Annotated in this window: 13 protein-coding genes and 1 pseudogene; 3 read left to right on the top strand and 11 right to left on the bottom strand. The window is 33.9% G+C overall.

What is annotated here, in order from left to right:
• Positions 1 to 211 precede the first annotated feature (211 nt).
• From hppD to uvrC, 5 genes are all read right to left on the bottom strand, one after another.
• Entirely contained in the window at positions 212 to 1,372 is a 1,161-nt protein-coding gene (gene hppD, locus GSY47_RS22985; RefSeq protein WP_179004192.1) for a 4-hydroxyphenylpyruvate dioxygenase, read from the bottom strand.
• Positions 1,373 to 1,593: 221 nt separating this feature from the next.
• Positions 1,594 to 2,751: a homogentisate 1,2-dioxygenase gene (locus GSY47_RS22980; RefSeq protein WP_179004194.1), complete on the bottom strand. Its 1,158-nt coding sequence runs from the start codon at positions 2,749 to 2,751 to the stop codon at positions 1,594 to 1,596.
• 320 nt (positions 2,752 to 3,071) lie between these two features.
• On the bottom strand, positions 3,072 to 5,354 hold the full coding sequence (locus tag GSY47_RS22975; RefSeq protein WP_179004196.1) for a patatin-like phospholipase family protein: 2,283 nt from the start codon (positions 5,352 to 5,354) through the stop codon (positions 3,072 to 3,074).
• 52 nt (positions 5,355 to 5,406) lie between these two features.
• Positions 5,407 to 5,943, bottom strand: a complete 537-nt coding sequence (locus GSY47_RS22970) for an XAC2610-related protein (protein WP_179004197.1) — start codon at positions 5,941 to 5,943, stop codon at positions 5,407 to 5,409.
• Positions 5,944 to 5,949: 6 nt separating this feature from the next.
• Positions 5,950 to 7,749, bottom strand: coding sequence for an excinuclease ABC subunit UvrC (uvrC, locus tag GSY47_RS22965; protein WP_179004199.1), 1,800 nt, complete (start codon positions 7,747 to 7,749; stop codon positions 5,950 to 5,952).
• 138 nt (positions 7,750 to 7,887) lie between these two features.
• Between uvrC and GSY47_RS22960 the strand changes: the two genes are divergently transcribed.
• From GSY47_RS22960 to GSY47_RS22950, 3 genes and pseudogenes are all read left to right on the top strand, one after another.
• Positions 7,888 to 8,865, top strand: coding sequence for a succinylglutamate desuccinylase/aspartoacylase family protein (locus GSY47_RS22960; RefSeq protein WP_179004201.1), 978 nt, complete (start codon positions 7,888 to 7,890; stop codon positions 8,863 to 8,865).
• Positions 8,852 to 9,421 carry a 5-formyltetrahydrofolate cyclo-ligase gene (locus tag GSY47_RS22955; RefSeq protein WP_179004203.1) on the top strand — a complete coding sequence of 190 codons (570 nt, stop codon included), beginning with the start codon at positions 8,852 to 8,854 and terminating at the stop codon, positions 9,419 to 9,421. The genes GSY47_RS22960 and GSY47_RS22955 overlap by 14 nt, the downstream gene beginning before the upstream one ends.
• A 584-nt stretch (positions 9,422 to 10,005) precedes the next feature.
• Positions 10,006 to 11,408 (top strand): annotated as a pseudogene (locus tag GSY47_RS22950) (vWA domain-containing protein); the annotation flags it as partial.
• Positions 11,409 to 11,491: 83 nt separating this feature from the next.
• Here the strand turns inward: GSY47_RS22950 and GSY47_RS22945 are convergent.
• From GSY47_RS22945 to GSY47_RS22920, 6 genes are all read right to left on the bottom strand, one after another.
• Positions 11,492 to 12,238 (bottom strand): tetratricopeptide repeat protein, encoded by a 747-nt coding sequence (locus tag GSY47_RS22945; RefSeq protein WP_179004206.1) that lies wholly within the window; start codon positions 12,236 to 12,238, stop codon positions 11,492 to 11,494.
• Positions 12,239 to 12,333: 95 nt separating this feature from the next.
• On the bottom strand, positions 12,334 to 14,079 hold the full coding sequence (locus GSY47_RS22940) for a BatD family protein (RefSeq protein WP_179004208.1): 1,746 nt from the start codon (positions 14,077 to 14,079) through the stop codon (positions 12,334 to 12,336).
• 89 nt (positions 14,080 to 14,168) lie between these two features.
• Entirely contained in the window at positions 14,169 to 14,936 is a 768-nt protein-coding gene (locus tag GSY47_RS22935) for a tetratricopeptide repeat protein (protein WP_179004210.1), read from the bottom strand.
• 39 nt (positions 14,937 to 14,975) lie between these two features.
• On the bottom strand, positions 14,976 to 16,010 hold the full coding sequence (locus GSY47_RS22930; protein WP_179004211.1) for a vWA domain-containing protein: 1,035 nt from the start codon (positions 16,008 to 16,010) through the stop codon (positions 14,976 to 14,978).
• Positions 16,011 to 16,153: 143 nt separating this feature from the next.
• A complete protein-coding gene (locus GSY47_RS22925) occupies positions 16,154 to 17,155 on the bottom strand; it encodes a vWA domain-containing protein (RefSeq protein WP_179004213.1) in 1,002 nt (333 codons plus the stop codon).
• Complete coding sequence (locus tag GSY47_RS22920; RefSeq protein WP_179004215.1) at positions 17,155 to 18,789, bottom strand: hypothetical protein; 1,635 nt, start codon at positions 18,787 to 18,789, stop codon at positions 17,155 to 17,157. Before GSY47_RS22920 ends, GSY47_RS22925 begins: the two co-directional genes overlap by 1 nt.
• Positions 18,790 to 18,821: the final 32 nt, after the last annotated feature.

Raw genomic sequence — 18,821 nt, 5'->3', positions numbered from 1 at the left:
ACTGAGTTTTTATGCTATTAACTAACCAAAAAACTATAAATTATGAAATTTATATCAATTCGGAAGGAAACCACCCCTTCCTGATTTGCGAGTGCAAAGATAGATAGAAAGTTCAGATTTCAAATAGCCAAAGTCAAGTTTAACATAACATTTGCAAAAAAAGCATGGTTTTTTGGTGAAATCCTCGTTTAAATGCAAAAAAAATGCGTTTTTACAAAGTTCCTCTTAATTCTTGTTCTCTTTCAATTGATTCAAACAACGCTTTAAAGTTACCTGCACCAAACCCTTTTGCACCCATTCTTTGAATAATTTCGAAGAAAAGCGTTGGTCTGTCCTGAACAGGTTTGGTAAATATTTGTAAAAGGTAGCCATCTTCATCGGCATCCACCATAATTGCTAATTTTTCAATTTCATTGATGTCTTCTTTCATCATATCCATGTGGACACCTAATCTTTCAGGGATTGCTTCATAATAAGTATGAGGAGGAGCTGATAAAAATTCCACGCCGCGTGCTCTTAACTGAGATACCGTTTTGATAATATCATCTGTAGCAATAGCGATGTGCTGAATTCCAGGGCCACCATAAAAATCTAAATATTCTTCAATTTGTGATTTTTTCTTTCCTTCTGCTGGTTCGTTGATTGGGAATTTTATTCTTCCGTTTCCATTTGACATTACTTTACTCATCAACGCAGAGTATTCTGTAGTGATTTGTTTGTCATCAAAAGATAAAAAGTTCACAAATCCCATAACGTCTTCGTAGAATTTTACCCAAGTATTCATTTCGTTCCAACCCACATTTCCAACCATGTGATCAATGTATTTTAATCCTGTTGGTTCTGGATTGTAATCTGATTTCCATTCTTTATAACCTGGCAAGAAAACACCATTGTAGTTTTTTCTTTCTACAAAAATGTGAACCGTCTCTCCGTAAGTGTAAATTCCAGAACGGATCACTTGACCGAATTCATCTTCTTCAACAGTTGGTTCCATGAAAGAACGTGCGCCACGTTTCATTGTTTCTTCGTAAGATTTTGTAGCGTCTTCAACCCAAAGTGCAGCAACTTTTACACCGTCGCCGTGTTTTTTCAAATGTTCGTTGATTGGAGAATCAGCTGTTAATGGCGTCGTCAAAACAATTCTGATTTTGTCTTGCTTCAAAACATAAGAAGCTTTGTCTTTTACTCCAGTTTCCAATCCGGCATAAGCCAAGGACTGATATCCGAAAGCTGTTTTGTAATAATGTGCCGATTGTTTTGCATTGCCTACATAAAATTCTACATAATCTGTTCCTAATAATGGAAGGAAATCTTGTGCTCCTTCAAATATTTTCTCTAATCCGTATTCTACTGATTTTACTTCTTTACTCATGATGTTTATTTGTTTAATCGGTTAATTGCTTATTTGTAAAAACCGAAATGTTGTGTTTAATTTTTTTTTAACGCAAAGTGCACAAAGATTTTTTTTGAGAATGATTTTGTAAAATTGCTAAGAACGCAAAGCTTTGCGAACTCATTCGAGTAAAACGTCATTAAAGTCTTTGTGAACTTTGCGAAAAATCCTTTGCGAACTTTGCGGTTAAATTCGATCAGTTACTCCGTCCAGGATTTGTAATATTGCCCGTCATCAAGCCCCATAGCTTCCTCAGTAACCATTAATGGTCTGAACGTATCCACCATAACAGCTAATTCTAAAGTTTCTTTATGACCAATACTACGTTCCATTGCGCCTGGCGCTGGTCCGTGCGGAATTCCTTTTGGGTGTAAAGTGATATGACCCTGTTCAATATTATTACGGCTCATAAAATCGCCATCAACATAATAGAGTACTTCGTCAGAATCTATATTGCTGTGATTGTATGGCGCCGGAATGGCTTTTGGATGATAATCGTAAAGTCTTGGGCAGAATGAACAAACGACAAAAGTGGCCGTTTCAAAAGTTTGATGTACCGGTGGCGGTTGGTGGACACGCCCCGTTATAGGTTCGAAATTGTGAATTGAAAATCCGTAAGGAAAATTATAGCCGTCCCAGCCTACAACGTCGAAAGGATGTGTGGCATAAATAACTTCATGCATCATGCCTTCTTTTTTGATTTTAATTAAAAAATCGCCTTTTTCGTCGTGTGTTTCCAATTCAGTTGGCAGAATAAAATCACGCTCACAAAAAGGAGAATGTTCTAAATGCTGACCTGATTGATTTTTGTATCGTTTTGGAGTATAAAATGGAGAATACGATTCTACATAAAATAGTCTGTTTTCTTCTGTTTCAAATTCGATTTGATAAATAATACCGCGCGGAATAATCAAATAATCGCCATATTCAAACGGAATATTTCCTAACATGGTTCTTAATTTTCCTTTTCCTTTATGGATGAAAAGCATTTCATCGGCATCGGCATTTTTGTAGAAATAATTTCGAAGCGATTCTTTTGGTGCTGCTAAACCAATAATACAGTCTTTATTGACTAACATGGCTTTTCGGCTGTCTAAAAAGTCGTTTTCTGGTTTTAATTCAAAACCTTTAAAAAGTAATGATTTTATATTTTTTCCGATTGCAATTTTTGGTTCAACCGAATAAGAGTTTAAAATTTCTTTAACCTGTGTAGGTCTATGAACATGATAAGATAATGACGAATGTCCGTGAAAACCTTCGGTTCCAAATAATTGTTCGTAGTAAAAACCTCCGTTTGGTTTTTCAAATTGGGTGTGTCTCTTTTGAGGAAAATCTCCAAGTTTATGATATAATGGCATGGCTTTTCAATTAGATAATTTTTAAATTAATTAGATAATTCGAAAAATTTGAATTGTGTGAACAGATAATCAAGTCAATTTTAGTATTGACTAATTATCTCAATTCGATAGCTTCATTCAGGATTTCTCTTGATGAGGAATTGAAGATACTCTAATAAACCTGTCCATTTTGTTTTCATTATAACAAATGTCGTAAATTTTCGCGAGTAAAAATAGAAATTATATTATTTATAACTATAAGATATTGTAATTTTTTTTGATATAATTTTTACATAGTAAAAAAATAGCACGATTTTATTGAACTATTCCTCAATAAAATCCTAAAACAAAAATCCAATGCTGAACCAGGTGAAACCTCTTGACATTTCTGGAGACCAGGATTGTTTAATCTCAATTGGGCCAATAATCGTTTCTAATCCGTAGCCTATAGCATAACCGGTGTATTTTGGCATCGAAATCCAATCGACACCGCTGAAAATATCATTTCCTAAATTAGCAAAATTGGCAGAAAGGTTAATATGATTTTTTCTTAAAATTTCGTAGTCTAACGTAATCCCGGTTTTGATAAAACTGTTTCCGGCAATACTTAAGAAATCATATCCATAAAAATAATTGAAGTTGTTGATTTTGCTGTAACCGTAACCTCCTAATATATAATTAAAGAAAGGGACACTGGTGTTCCCAAAAGTAAAACCAGCATCGGCATCAATTTTAAAGGTTGCTCTTTTAAATAAGGTATCCACAAAAGAAATTTCAGCTTTTGCCATAGAAAATGGCTTAAAAGTATTGGTATAATCTGAAGATGCCAGATAAGTTTGCAGATCTGTAGAAAAATACAATCCAGAACTTGGGTAATATTTATCGTCAAATGAATCGTATTTTAAATAGGCAAAGGCACTAAAGTAACTGCTTTTATCTATTATGTTTTCTACATTGGAAAGAGTTGGAGAATTTATTTTCAGATATTTATATTCTAAACCACCGCCCATAAGGAACTTCTGTACAAAAATAGTTTGAAAATAAGCCTGATTGTTCAGATCCATAAAATCGACATTGATCAAATTGACATTCGGATTTTGCGAAACAAGATTACTCAAACTAGTAGTTACATTTCGATTAAATTGATTCAGTCGTGAACGGAAACCAAAACTGATATTGAATCCATTTTCAACATAATAATTTAAATCATACCTGAAATTATCTCCTAAAATAATATCCAAAGAAGTAACATCATTTTTTAGAAATGTTTTTTTATGAGTAAGATTCAATAAAATACCGCTTTTATAAAGTCCGTCATAATGAAGTCCCAATTTTAAATAGGTTTGCGTTGGGTTTTCTCTAAGAACTAAATCCAAATCATCTTTTTCGCCGTCGGGCTGTAAGCAATAGGAAATGGTACTAAAGTTTTGCGTTGCATTTAAATTGTTAATTCCGGTTTTTAGATTATCATACGTAATGGTGCTTCCAGGTTTAAAACGAAGTTTACCGCGAATATATTCTTTGGTATAATTATCTAATTGGTCCGTATTAATTTTCTGAATTTGAAGTGTATCTGAAGCAATTTTCAGTTTTGGTTTTTTATAAAAAGTAGTTTCATTAGACAATGATTTGATTTTTTCATAAACGGCAAAAGCAGCTTCTTCTCCTTTTCGGATGATTTCTTCTCCTTTATCAAATGAAATTACGCCATAATCACGAATGTCTGGTTTAATGTAAACATCAGTGTCTTTTATTTTGTTTTTCATTTTGTCAATAGACTGCAGATTGGTAATCTGAACCAAAATACGAGTGGCGTTTTTTAGGTTTTTCCTCTTCATTAAATCGTCTTGAACATCGACACCAATAATAATATCGGCACCCATTTTACGAACTTCATTAATTGGATAATTGTTTACAACACCACCGTCGACTAATAAATTTCCATCAATTTCTACGGGAGTAAACAGGGAAGGAAAAGCCGCACTCGCCATCATAGCCTGAACTAGATTTCCTTTATTCAATAAAACTTCTTCGCCTGTTTCGATGTTTGTTCCAATACATAAAAAAGGAGTTGGCAATTGATTGAAATCACGAACATGACGAACATTTCGAGTTAGACTGCTCAATAAATTGTAATTGTACATTCCTTTAGAAAGTGCTTCCGGAATGCCGACCCTGAAATTACTGAACGGTAAAACAATCGCATACAATTCGTCATTCTTTTTACCATAAAAGTTTTTGGAGGAACGCGGAATATAATCGCTTATCAGCTCATCAAAATTGGTTTTTTTGAAAATAGAATCAATTTGTGAGGCATTGTAACCAGAAGCATACAATCCACCAATTACAGATCCCATACTTGTTCCGCCGATGTAATCGATTTTGATTCCTGCTTCTTCCAAAACTTTAAGAACTCCGATGTGCGCAAAACCTTTGGCGCCACCACCACTTAAAACCAATCCAATTTTAGGTCTTTTTACACTGTCTTTTTTCACTTCCTGCGAAAAGGAGTTTTGTGAAAAAAGTACTAACAAGGCAAACATCACAGAAACCGCTTTCCAAATGGTATTTGAAAGAAGTTCTTTTGATGAGATATTTAAAAAAGACAGCTGATTTTGGCGCATAAAAATTTGCAAGTTAGTTTTGTAAAAGTCGGCAATTTTTTTTGGTTTATTCTTAAAATGATTCTGTTTTTGAAAGTATTAACTTTTTGTTTTTATCGTACTTCCAGACATCAGAATGAGTTCTTGCACCGCCTCTGCAACTCGAGGTTAATGTCTTTTTGATTTTATCAACTTTCACATCGCAAAACATATCACATTTTGGACTAAAGTTCGACGGAAATTGCAAGCTTTCGAATTGTTTTGTTATCGGATTAAAGACAAAAATCTGATAAATGGTATAAACTCCCATTCCGTCATCAGTATGATAAGAAGCGAAATCAGTAAAACCATCAAAATTATAATCGTTTATTTCTAAATGCGATGGTTTTCCTGTGATCGAAACTTCAATGTTATTGATAATTTGAGTTTTTCCGGTTCGAATATTTTTTATTTCTGCTGCTTGCTCATATTCTTCGTCGCTAGTGCCAATTTTATTTTTAAAGCTTATTTCGATTTTACTTTTGTCTTTTTGTACAAATGAAATATCGCTTTGACTATACGAAATAGAAAAAAACAAACACAGGATGATATGTAAAAAGTTTTTTTTCAAAGTGAATTAGTTTTCTTTTGGATGATAAAAATCGACAATTTTTTTGGCTTTAGAAACACCTATAACGGTTGCAATTTCTTGTTCTGTAGCCAGTTTTAATCTTTTAACACTTTTAAAATGCTGAATTAAGGTTGTCATGGTTTTTTCTCCAATTCCCGGAATGCTTTCTACAGAAGAATTCAATGCGGCTTTGCTTCGTTTGTCTCTGTGAAAAGTGATTCCGAATCTATGCGCTTCGTTTCGCAACTGTTGGATTACTTTCAAAGTTTCTGATTTTTTGTCGAGATATAACGGAATAGAATCGCCCGGATAAAAAAGTTCTTCTAAACGTTTTGCAATTCCGATTATGGCAATTTTACCTCGTAATCCTAATTCATCAATACTTTTTAAAGCCGAAGAAAGTTGCCCTTTTCCACCGTCAATAATGATTAACTGTGGAAGTGGTTCGTTTTCGTCTAATAATCTTTTGTAACGGCGGTACACAATTTCGGTCATCGAAGCAAAATCGTCTGGGCCTTCAACGGTTTTGACGTTAAAATGGCGATAATCTTTTTTGCTTGGTTTTCCGTCTTTAAATACGACACAGGCCGCAACTGGATTTGTTCCCTGAATATTCGAGTTGTCAAAACATTCGATATGTCGAGGCTCAACAGGAAGACGTAAATCTTTCTGCATTTGTGCCATAATTCGGTTAACGTGTCGATCTGGATCAACAATTTGTAATTGTTTCAATTGCTCGATGCGATAGAATTTGGCATTTCGAATCGATAAATCCAGAATTTGTTTTTTGTCGCCAAGCTGCGGAACGGTTACTTTTATGTTTTCGCCTAAATCCAATTCGAAAGGAACTATGATTTCTTTGGATAATAACTGAAAGCGTTCACGCAATTCTACAATCGCTAATTCTAATAATTCTTCATCGCTTTCATCCAATTTTTTCTTGATGTCTAAAGTATGAGAACGAATAATCGAACCGTGAGAAATCTGAAGGAAATTGACATAAGCCGCACTTTCGTCAGACACAATAGAGAAAACATCAATATTGGTAATTTTAGGATTGATGATCGTAGATCTGGATTGATAATTCTCTAGAACTTCAATCTTTTCCTTGATTTTCTGTGCTTCTTCAAACTGAAGATTCTGCGCATAAGTGTTCATCAATTTCTTGAAATCTTTTAAACTTTCTTTGAAGTTTCCTTTCAGGATTTCGCGAATCGCATTGACTTGTCTTTGGTATTCTTCCAAAGGTTCCAAACCTTCGCACGGGCCTTTGCAATTACCAATATGATATTCCAGACAAACTTTGAATTTACCGGAATTAATATTGGATTCGCTCAAATCATAATTACAAGTTCTAAGCGGATACAATTCTTTAATCAAGTCCAGAATCGTATAAACCATTTTGAAATTCGTGTACGGGCCAAAATATTCTGAGCCGTCTTTGACCATTCTTCTTGTCAAAAATATTCTCGAAAAAGGTTCTTTTTTAATGCAGATCCACGGATAACTTTTGTCATCACGAAGCAATACATTATATCTCGGCTGAAGTGTTTTTATTAAATTGTTTTCCAATAAAAGCGCATCGGTTTCGGTTGGAACTACGATGTGTTTTATAGTTACAATTTTCTTTACCAATACATTGGTTTTCGCTGTATCGTGAATTTTATTGAAATAGGAAGAAACCCTTTTTTTTAAATTTTTGGCTTTGCCGACATATAAAATTTTCCCGTCCTTATCATAATATTGATAAACGCCCGGATTGTCTGGCAAAGTTAAAATTTGAAGATCTAAGGCTGGTTTTTGCATTCTATTTTATTTCTGAAGATATTTGAAAAAGCTTTTTTCAAAAACCATTCCGATTTGAAAATGAAGCTTAACATTGAATTAGTTTCAAATTTACGAAATCAAAAGAATAATTTCTATATTTAGATTTTATAATTCCAAATGAAAAATAGTACTCCATTGGTTATTTTTGGCGAATCAATTTTGCCGGGAGAACACAGAACGATAAACGTCGAAATTGCTCGGCTTCATACTACAACAAAACTAAATATTCCTGTTATTGTCCGTCGTTCCAAACATGAAGGGCCGACTGTTTTATTTTCGGCAGGAATTCATGGCGACGAAATAAATGGTGTTGAAATTGTGCGCCAGCTTATCAGTAAAAAAATCAACAGACCTTCACGCGGGACGATTATCTGCATTCCGGTAATAAACATGTATGGTTTTGTCAATAAATCGCGAGAGTTTCCAGATGGCCGTGACTTAAACCGAGTTTTTCCGGGAAGTAAAAAAGGTTCGCTTGCCAGCCGATTTGCTTATCATATTGTCGAAGAAATTTTACCGATTTTAGATTATGCGATCGATTTTCATGCGGGAGGAGCAAGCCGTTTCAATGCGCCTCAAATTAGAATTACTGAAAATAATCCCGAGTTAAAAGTTTTGGCCGATGTTTTTAATGCGCCGTTTACTTTGTATTCTAAAAATATTAATGGCTCTTTTAGAAAAACTTCTGAAAATGCCAATGTAAAAATGCTTCTTTTTGAAGGCGGAAAATCTTTAGACATCAATAATGAAATTGCCAATCAAGGCGTTCTAGGAACCAAACGTTTGCTTCATTACTTACAGATGTTGGATTCGAAGCAAATTGCGGAGCCCGCTTTAACACCTTCGATTTATATTAAACAATCGGTTTGGCTACGTGCGAAATGTTCTGGTTTATTGCATGATTTTAATTTGATTGGAAAATTTGTAACCAAAGGCACTATCTTAGCGATTATTACAGATCCGTTTGGGAAATTTGAACAGAAAATCAAAGCACCGCACGATGGTTATGTGATCAATGCCAATCATTCGCCAATTGTTTATGAAGGCGATGCCATTTACCATTTATCTAAAACTCCAGACAATGCCGACGAGTAAAAAAGAACTCCGAATACAATATAAAAATCTCCGTAAAGCACTTTCTTTTGATGAAATAGAAGAAAGAAGTCTGGCGATTGCCAATCAATTAATCCAAATGCCCATTTGGGACAAAATTTATTATCATGTTTTTCTCCCAATCGAAGAACATAAAGAAGTCAATACAGAATTTGTCCTGCATTTACTTTCTGGAAAAGACAAAGAAATCCTGATTTCTAAAAGTGATTTTGACACTAGAAAAATGACTCATTTTCTTTTAACAGATAATACCAAAATCAAAAAGAACGAATACAATATTCCCGAACCTGTTGACGGAATCGAAGTACCTTCTGTAAAAGTTGAAGTAGTTTTTGTACCGCTTTTGGCTTTTGATATTTTTGGAAACCGAATTGGTTACGGAAAAGGTTTCTACGATAAATTTCTCGCTGAATGCAAACCCGAAACCATCAAAATAGGACTTTCATTCTTTGAAGCTGTAAACCAGATCGATGATGTTTTTGAATCTGATATTAAATTGGATTATTGTGTTACGCCAGAGAAAGTTTACCAGTTTTAAATTTTACAAAATATAGTTGCCACAGATTAAAAGGATTTCAAAGATTAATCCATTTTAATTCTATCTAACTCTTTTCAAAGTCTAATAAAAATCCTAATATTCAAAATATAGCCCGTGGTTGAAACCACGGGCTTTATTTTTAGCATTTTGAGAAAAACTAAAATTGAAATTTTGTAATAATTCCATCTCGCCCTTTTTCTTAGCAACGTTTTGCCAAAGTTTAACCACTTTCTTTTACTCTTTGGAAAAAAAATCGAGCATAATTTCCTCTAAAATCAAGGTTTCTCATTTTATTTTTAAGTCAGAAAAATATTTGTAAAATTTTTGGCACGATTTTGCATACTCGAAAATTGCAAATAATCACTTCTAGTACATCCGGAATGCTAGTCCTTATTTGAAACCAAAATCTATTTACTAATTTTTTTAAAATTTACTTTATGAGAAATCTTAATTTCTTTATGATGGCATTCCTCGTACTTACTATTTTCAGCTGTAAGAAAGCGTATGCGCCAGAAGAGAGTGCAGATGCAAGTGAAATTGCAGTAGCAACAACTGATTCCGCTTTAGACGAAGAATATATTCCCGAGCCAAACACAGAAAGTTACGCGGGATTAGAAGAAAATCCGTTTGAATCTCCGCTTAAAACACCACTTTCTACTTTTTCTATAGATGTTGATAATGCATCTTACACCAATATTCGCCGTTTTATTAATGAAGGACAGAAAGTTCCAAAAGATGCAGTTCGTGTGGAAGAAATGATCAACTTCTTTAAATACAAATATCCACAGCCAAACGGACAGCATCCATTTGCAATTAATACAGAATACAGTGACTGTCCGTGGAATAAAAATAGCCGATTACTGAAAATTGGTTTGCAGGGAAAGGACATTCCAATGGCAAATTTGCCAGCTACTAATCTGGTTTTTTTAGTAGATGTTTCGGGTTCGATGGATGAACCAAATAAACTCCCATTGTTGAAAGAATCTATGAAAATCTTAGTTAAAGAACTTCGTAGTACAGATCGGGTTTCGATTGTAGTTTATGCAGGTTCGGCTGGAGTAGTTTTGGAACCAACTTCGGGAGAAGATAAAGAGGAAATTATGGATGCTTTTGATGATTTACATGCGGGTGGAAGCACAGCCGGTGGAGAAGGGATCGAGTTGGCTTACAAACTGGCGCAAGAAAATTTTATCAAAGGCGGAAACAACAGAGTAGTGATAGCTACTGACGGTGATTTTAATGTTGGTGCGTCAAGCGATGATGATATGCTGAAATTGATTGAGCAGAAAAGAGAATCGGGTGTTTTCTTAACCGTTTTAGGTTTTGGAATGGGAAATTACAAAGATTCTAAAATGGAAATTCTTGCCGATAAAGGAAACGGAAATTATGCTTATATCGATAATATTCAGGAAGCAAATCGTTTTCTTGGAAAAGAATTTAAAGGTTCAATGTTCGCTATCGCGAAAGATGTAAAAATTCAGATTGAGTTTAATCCGAAACATGTGCAGGCGTATCGATTGATTGGTTATGAAAACCGAAAACTAAATGCAGAAGATTTTAAAAATGATAAAATTGATGCGGGCGAATTAGGAAGCGGACATTCGGTTACAGCTTTATATGAAATTATTCCTGTTGGTGTAGAAAGCGATTATGTTCCGTCAGATTTGAAATATACCAAAACACAAAAGGCAGACGGAAACTACAGTGATGAACTGGCAACTGTGAAATTCAGATATAAAAACCTGATGGCGATAGAAGTATTGAAATAGTAAATGTAATAGCAGATAAGAAAACAAATCTGGAAAACAGTTCTCCTGATTTCAAATTTTCAACTGCTGTTTCCTGGTTCGGATTAAAACTTCGTGAGTCAAAATACATTGCTAACACTTCAAGTTCAGAGATTAAAAAACTGGCAAAATCTGGTTTGCAAAATGATGAAGATGGTTATAGATCAGAATTTGTTCGATTGGTTGATGCTGTAAATTAATTTGAAATTCCAAAAAATAAGAAATCCCAAATTCCAATGTTGTTTTGGAATTTGGGATTTCTTTATTTAAATATTATAAAACTTTATTTAACTTCTTTAATTGTAGAAGATTCAATCCAGCCTTGTGTTCCATCTGTTAATTCTACTTTTTTCCATTCAGCTGTAGTTTCCAGAACATAAACTTTTGCTCCTTCGTGCAATAGTATAATGCCATTTGCAGACTTTTGAGGTTTTGCACGAACTTGGCTCATTTCAGAAAAAACAATGGCAACACGATCGTTATCAAAATGACGTTTTTCAGATACAGCAGCTGAAATGCTTAACGCAAAAGCAACTAAAAAAATAAACATTCCCACAAAATAGATTCTTTTTGCAATGGTCGCTTTTGAAAAGTAATAACCAATGAAACTTAGTAAAAAGACAAAACCTATTGCGACAGCAATTTTTGCCCACATATTGTAATCAAAAATAGAAGTAAAGTTCTGAATCAGTTTGGCAAAACCAACTTTTGGAACTTCTTTAATTTCGTCAATTGTCAGCTTTTTTGCAAACTTCAAATTGTTTAAAGTTTCAGGATCATTTGGTTTTAAAACCAACGCTTTTTCATAATTGTAAATCGAGGGTGCGACCTGATTTAGTTTGTAATAACAGTTTCCAAGATTAAAATACAATTCAGCCGAATGTAATTTATCTTCCTTTACTATGTTTTCATAAACCTGTACAGCTTCTTTGTATTGCCCTTTTTGGTATAACGCATTTCCTGCTTCAAAGCGTCCTTGCGCAAAGAAAACTTGTGAGATGAATAAAAAGAGATATAGTATATTTTTCATTTTCTAAAATATTGTAATAAGATCTTCAACTTTGCGAACTTAAATTCGACGCAATCTAAATCAATTTTCTTAGCGTACTTTGCGGTAAAAAAAAACTAAACAATCTGTTTTTCTAGTTCAGAAATAATCAACACCGCTTTGTTATAATCCTGTTGAATCGAAGCGCTTGATGCCGGAGCATAACGTGCAAATTCACAGTTTTCAGTCAGATCAATAAAATTCTGAACGGTTTCTGCATTAGCATTTCTAGACAATAATAATTCTCTGATATTGTCTTTACTCATTTCTGAAGTTTCTATATGCAATTTCGCTTTTAAGAAATTATGCATTGCTTTTTCTAATGCGATATAGAAAGGTTCTTTATTGTTAAGATGTTTTTTCGCTTGCGACAAATACTTTTTCGCCAGTTTATTGTTCATTCTAATTCTGTTTCCAGTAACATCACTATCGATAGCCTCTTTTTTCTTCTTAGCTAAAATAATAAGCGGAATGATGATAAAAGGCGCAAATAATAAACCTAAATATAAATTAGAACCGTAAAACTCTTTTTTAGCAATAGCTGTTAAAACTGTTTTAGATTTGATGTTTTTAAAATGATCCGTTTGAGCAGTTGCATTTTTAGAAGCAGATCCGGTATTTGCCTCTGCCGGTGTTGGTCCGTCCAGAACATCAACCATAATTTCTTTTGAGGTTATGGTTTTATAAGTACCAGAATTCAAATCGAAATATGAAAATTGCATCGGTTTAATCGCATATTTTCCTCTGTATTGAGGAACGATAGTATATTTATCTGAAATTCTTCCAGACATTCCGGCCAATGAAGTGGTTACACTTTCATCATGAACAGGATCGTACATTTCCAATGCATTCGGCACAACAGGTTTTGGAAGCGTAAATAACTTCATATTTCCAGTTCCCTGTGCACTAACAATTAAATCAAGACCTTCGCCATTTTTAAGTGTTGTCTTGGATGGTGTAACGGTAAAGTTCAGTTTACCAACAGCACCTGTAAAACCTTCTGGTTTTGTGCTTTCAGGAAGTGGTCTTACGTTTATGGTTTTTGCTCCTGCAGATACTATTTTATTGTCTTCAGTAATAATTATCTGGCCAAACATATCGCGTCGATTTGTTGGTAATTGTACCCCAATATCGAGTGAAAGAGGTTCAATTGTGAGTTTTCCTGATTTTTGAGGATATAGAATAGTTTTCTTTAAGATGACATAATAACATCTCTGTCCCTGAAAAGTTCCTTCTTCAATGGCCAATTGTTTAATGTCTATATTTTGGTTCCAAAAATCATTGTATTTTGGTTTAGCCAATTCTTTAAAACCAGTAACACCAATGTTATTGAAATACAGTTTGTAAACGACTGTAATTGGTTCATTTAAATACGGGTTTGTTTTTGAAATTTCGGCAACCAAATTCAATAATTCGTTTGGTGATCCAGGAGGTCTGTCGCTAGGATCTCTTTCTTGTGCAACAGCGTTGGTAACGGTAATTTTTATCGGAGAAGTTTTATAAACTTGTCCATTGTATTCTATCGCAGCTTGTTTAATTAGAAGTGCTCCTTTTCTTTCCGGCTGTAAAATATAAGAGTAAATTTTTTGAAAAGAACTTCTTCCGTTTATCCAAGACTGGCTGATTTGCTGACTTGGTCCTGCAACAAGTCTGAATCCTTCAAAAGCAGGTTGTTCGAAGTTATCCCCGTCAACATTCATGATGAAGTCTATACGAAGTCTTTCGTTCAATCCAAGTGTGTTTTTGCTGACTTTGGCTTCAAATTGCACCTGAGCCATAAGTCCTTGAAAAGTGAGTAGAAATAGAATTAAATATCTTTTCATTACTTGTTTAATCGTTGTTTGTTTTAACTGTTTAATCGTTTAACCGTTTTGTAATTAACAAATAAAACGATTAAACGATTCAACTTATTTTACCAGTCTTTTTCTGTTTTCTTAGGGTTTCCTTTTACTTTTTGAGCGTTAACTTTATCCTGAATTTTCTTTTCTTCGTTGTTTACCGCATCTAATAAATTCTGAACACGCTCTTTAGATATTCCGCCTGGCTGTGGTTTTGGCTGTCCTTGGTTGTCAGACTTGTCGTCTTTCTTAGGATCATTTTTACCGTCTTTTTTGTCTTTGTCCTTATCGCCTTTGTCGTCTTTTTTATCCTTGTCTTTGTTCTGATCTTTATTTTTGTCCTTGTCTTTATCTTTGTTTTTATCCTTGTCTTTGTCCTTATCCTTATTTTTGTCTTTGTTATCGTTTTTCGGCGGATTTTCTTTTAGTTTTTGTTTGGCGTAAGCATAATTGTAACGCGTTTCCTCATCTGTTGGATCATTACGTAAGGCTTGTTTGTAAGCTTCAACTGCCTGCGTATAATCTTTCTCTTTCATGAAAGTATTTCCAAGGTTGTGAAAAGCTTTATGTTTTTCAGGTCTTGTTTTGGCATTTTTTATTGCTTTCGCGTAAGCGTATTTCGCCTCCGAAATCTGATTTTGTCTGTAAATGGTGTTTCCTAAATTATATGGCGCTGTTGCTCTTTTAGGAAATTTGGATTCCGAAATTCTATAGTTTGCCTCAGCATCAACAAATTTATTCTGTTTATATTCTTCATTGGCTCCAGGCAATGATTTGTCTTTCTCTTGTGCAGAAACCGCAAAAGAAACCGTTAGTAAAATATAAAGAAGTAAATTTTTCATTCTAATTTTGTTTTCTGTTCTGAATTTCACTCTGAACATTTATTTCTTTTCGTTAAATAAATCCAACTCTTTGATCCAGTTTGTTTTTCTTTCCAATAAGAAAATATCAAGGAAAAGCAGTAAAAATGCAAATCCGATAAACCATTGAAACTGGGATTGAAATTCTGCCATTTGCGTAGCTTCAAATTCAGTTTTCTGAATATTGTTCAAAGCATTTTTTATATATTCTAAAACTTCTTTGGTGCTTCCGCCATAAACATAACCACCTTTAGTTGCTTTGGCAATTGTTTTTAAACCTTCCTGATTTAATTTGGTAGTTACAGTTTGTCCGTTTTGATCTTTTTGATATCCTCTTACAACACCATTTTCTTTTAACGGAATAGTTCCTCCTTTTTCTGTTCCAACACCAATTGTAATAATCTTCATTCCTATTTTATTGGCTTCTTCTGCCGCAGCTGTCGCACCTTCAGAATGATCTTCCCCATCAGAAATTAGGATTAATAGTTTGCTGGTTTTGCTTTTTTCATCAAAATAAGTAGCTGATAATCGAATGGCTTCATCCAAAGAAGTTCCTTGTGACGAAACCATATCCGGACTCATACTTTGCAAAAACATTTTGGCAACACTGTAATCTGATGTTATCGGTAAAACAGGGAAAGCACTTCCTGCGTAGGCCACAATTCCGATTCGGTCGCTTCCTAGATTGTTTATAATCTGAGAAACCAATTGTTTACTCTTTTCTAAACGACTTGGGACAACATCTTCGGCAAGCATACTTTTAGAAACGTCGACCGCAAAAACAATATCAATACCTTCTCGTTTTACGGTTTCCATTTTAGTTCCGATTTTCGGATTTACTAAACCAATAATCAAGCAGGTAAGTGCCAAAAGAATTACAACAATTTTTAAAACCGGTTTAAAAACTGATTTCTCAGGACTTAATCTTTTTACCATTTCCAAATCTCCAAACTCCAGCTGTTTTCTTCTTTTCCAATACATGTTGAAAAAGAAAATACACACCACAATTGGGATAAGTATTAAAAGATATAAATATTTTTTTTCGTCTAATTCCATAAATATTTTTAAAATTCCAATCTCAAATAACTGTTGAGATAAATTCCAAATTCCAAACTTGTTTTAAATTCCAATTCTAAAAATCCCAAATTCCAATTTGTTATTTGGAATTTTAAAATTGGAATTTTTTGATTTTGAAAAAATCAAATGAAGCTTCTATATACTGTATTTCTTAAACCCACTTCAAGCAATAATAAAAAGCCTGCAAATAAAACAAAAGCTCTGTATTTTTCATCATAATCATAGAATTTCAATTCCTGAATTTCAGTGGTTTCTAATTTGTTGATTGCGTTGTATATTTCTGCTAATTTATCGTTGCTGGTTGCTCTAAAATAGGTTCCATCTGTTTTACGAGCAATATTTTTCATCAGTTTTTCGTCGATTTCTACTTTCTGCATTTTGAATAAGAAACCTCCGTTTGGTGCATAAGCGTATGGCGATTCTGCCATTCCGTTAGTTCCAAGACCAATTGTGTATACTTTTATTCCATATTGTTTTGCAATATCGGCTGCAGTTTCTGGTTCAATAAACCCTGCGTTGTTGACACCATCAGTCAGTAAGATAATAACGCGGCTTTTTGCTTTACTGTCTTTTAAACGATTTACAGCAGTTGCCAATCCCATTCCAATTCCAGTTCCGTCTTGAAGAGTGGTGTCGTATTTAATGCCTTTTATAGCTTCTAGAATGATTGCTTTATCACTGGTAACCGGAGTTTTGGTGTAAGCTTCAGAAGCGTATAAAACCAATCCAATTCTGTCGTTTGGTCTTTCTTCAACGAAATCGGCTGCCACTCTTTTTAAAGCTTCCATACGATTAGGCTTTAAATCTTTTGCCAGCATAGATCCGGAAACGTCAATTGCCATAACAATATCAATTCCCTTTGTTGTTTTAGTCTGATTGCTGATATCTACAGTTCTTGGTCTTGCCAGTGCAATAATCAGCGAACTTAAAGCTAAAATTCTGAAAACATACAAACAAGGTCTTAATTTAACCAATAAAGATTCGCTGTTTTGGAATCCTGCCGTCGAACTCATTTTTAAGGTAGCCGACTGCTGGTTGCGTTTCAATAAAAACCAGATTATCGCAATCGGAATTAATATAAACAACCAAAGAAACTCTGGATTTAAAAAACTGAAATTGCCCATTAGTTGTTTGCTCTTTGAAGTTCAACAGAATTTAAGATTCGAGTGGTAATCTCGTTTGCATAAGTATCACCTTCTTCATGTAAAATCAGGATTTGCTGTAAACCTTGATCTTGTTTGAAAAGTAGCAATTCGTAATATGCTTTAGTACTTGTTTTAGTTGCCGGATTTAGAATAGACATTGTTCCATAACCTTTAACTCCCTGAATGCCTTCGTTTGTTTGGAAATCTTCTTGTTTTACAATAATATTTTGAGCACCCTGAGCTTCCATTACTTTTAAAGATCCTTCAAGGGCTTTTGCCAAATCGATATCAGTTGGCTGTTTAAATTTGGCGGTAGAAACGGTTACATAGAAATTGTCAATCATGCTTCCATAAACAAATAGCTGCATTTCTTTAATCAACGCCATCGTTTCTTTTGGAAGTACTTTTTCAGTATCCATTCTTTTTAAAACTTTTGGAGTTTCAATCAAAACAGCGGGACTTCCGTAAGCACTTTTTACCCATTCTCCTTCTAATAATTCTTTAGAAGGATGGCCAATTATATTGTCTTTTACATAATTGAAACCTTTAGTAACCACAAAATAAGTTGTAGTTACAAACAACAATAAGATTACAGCTGCAACAGAATAACCAATTCGTGCATTTCTTTTTTTGCAAAGCTGTGCCTGTATTTGTTTTTGTCTTTGCGCTTCATTCAATAATTGATCTTCAACATCTTCAGGAACTTCTGTTGGAATTGCATTATCCAACGTTAAAATTACTTTTTGAATTTTATTTCTATCATCAGTAATTTCAAAATCTAATGGTTTTGATTTAGCAAATTTTACCAAATCGGCCTGACGTAAAACGCGTTCTAAATTCTCAACCGTTTCAGGCGTCAAAGTCATTTTCTTTTGAGTCGATGCCGTTCTGATGGCTTGAATCAATTCAGAAGTGGTGCTTTCCATTGCTGGAATGTGAATGGCTTCTTCGATATAATTTCTGGCGATATCGGTTAATTCACTATAATATTCTTTGATTTCTCCTTTTTGAACTAATTCTTTTTTCTCAAGGTTGTTTAATAAACTTGTCGCTTTTTCAATAGGAGTTTTATAAACTTCTTCTTCAATCTTTTTCAGCTGACGTTTTTTAACATACCAATAAACAAAAGCCCCAATTCCGATAATAACTAAAAGAATTAAAACGTAAATCCACCAAGTTCCCATTCCTTCATCTACAGAAGAAATATCTTTGATATCATACATTTTTTGCTGTAAAGTGTCCACCTTTACATTAGCCACTTCAACTTTAAGAGAATCAGAATAAAAAGGTTTTTTATCAATTAAAATCTTAACACTTGGAATCGTGTAACGACCAGAATCAAACTGCGTTAAACCATATTTTTTAACTAGCTCATAGTTGTCATCTTTCTTAACCGTATCAACAGGATAAGATTGAATAACTTCTAGTGGCCCAATATTTTTAAGTTTTGGAAATTCAACTTTTGATTTTGAGCTTACGACAGTTTTAAGTGTCAGTTTAAACTCTGCACCAATTTTGTTTTTTGTAGTATCAATGCTGGTTTCTACTGGTTTTTGCTGCGCAAAAATCATAGTAGAAAAGAACAATAAATATATATAAAGTTTAAATTTCATTTGAGTAACGATTGTTGATTTTAGATTAACGA

This window comes from Flavobacterium quisquiliarum, assembly GCF_019308285.1.
In the GTDB taxonomy this organism is placed as follows: domain Bacteria; phylum Bacteroidota; class Bacteroidia; order Flavobacteriales; family Flavobacteriaceae; genus Flavobacterium; species Flavobacterium quisquiliarum.
The sequence above is the reverse complement of the archived record's forward strand: the minus strand, read 5'-3'. Positions and strand labels throughout refer to the sequence as shown.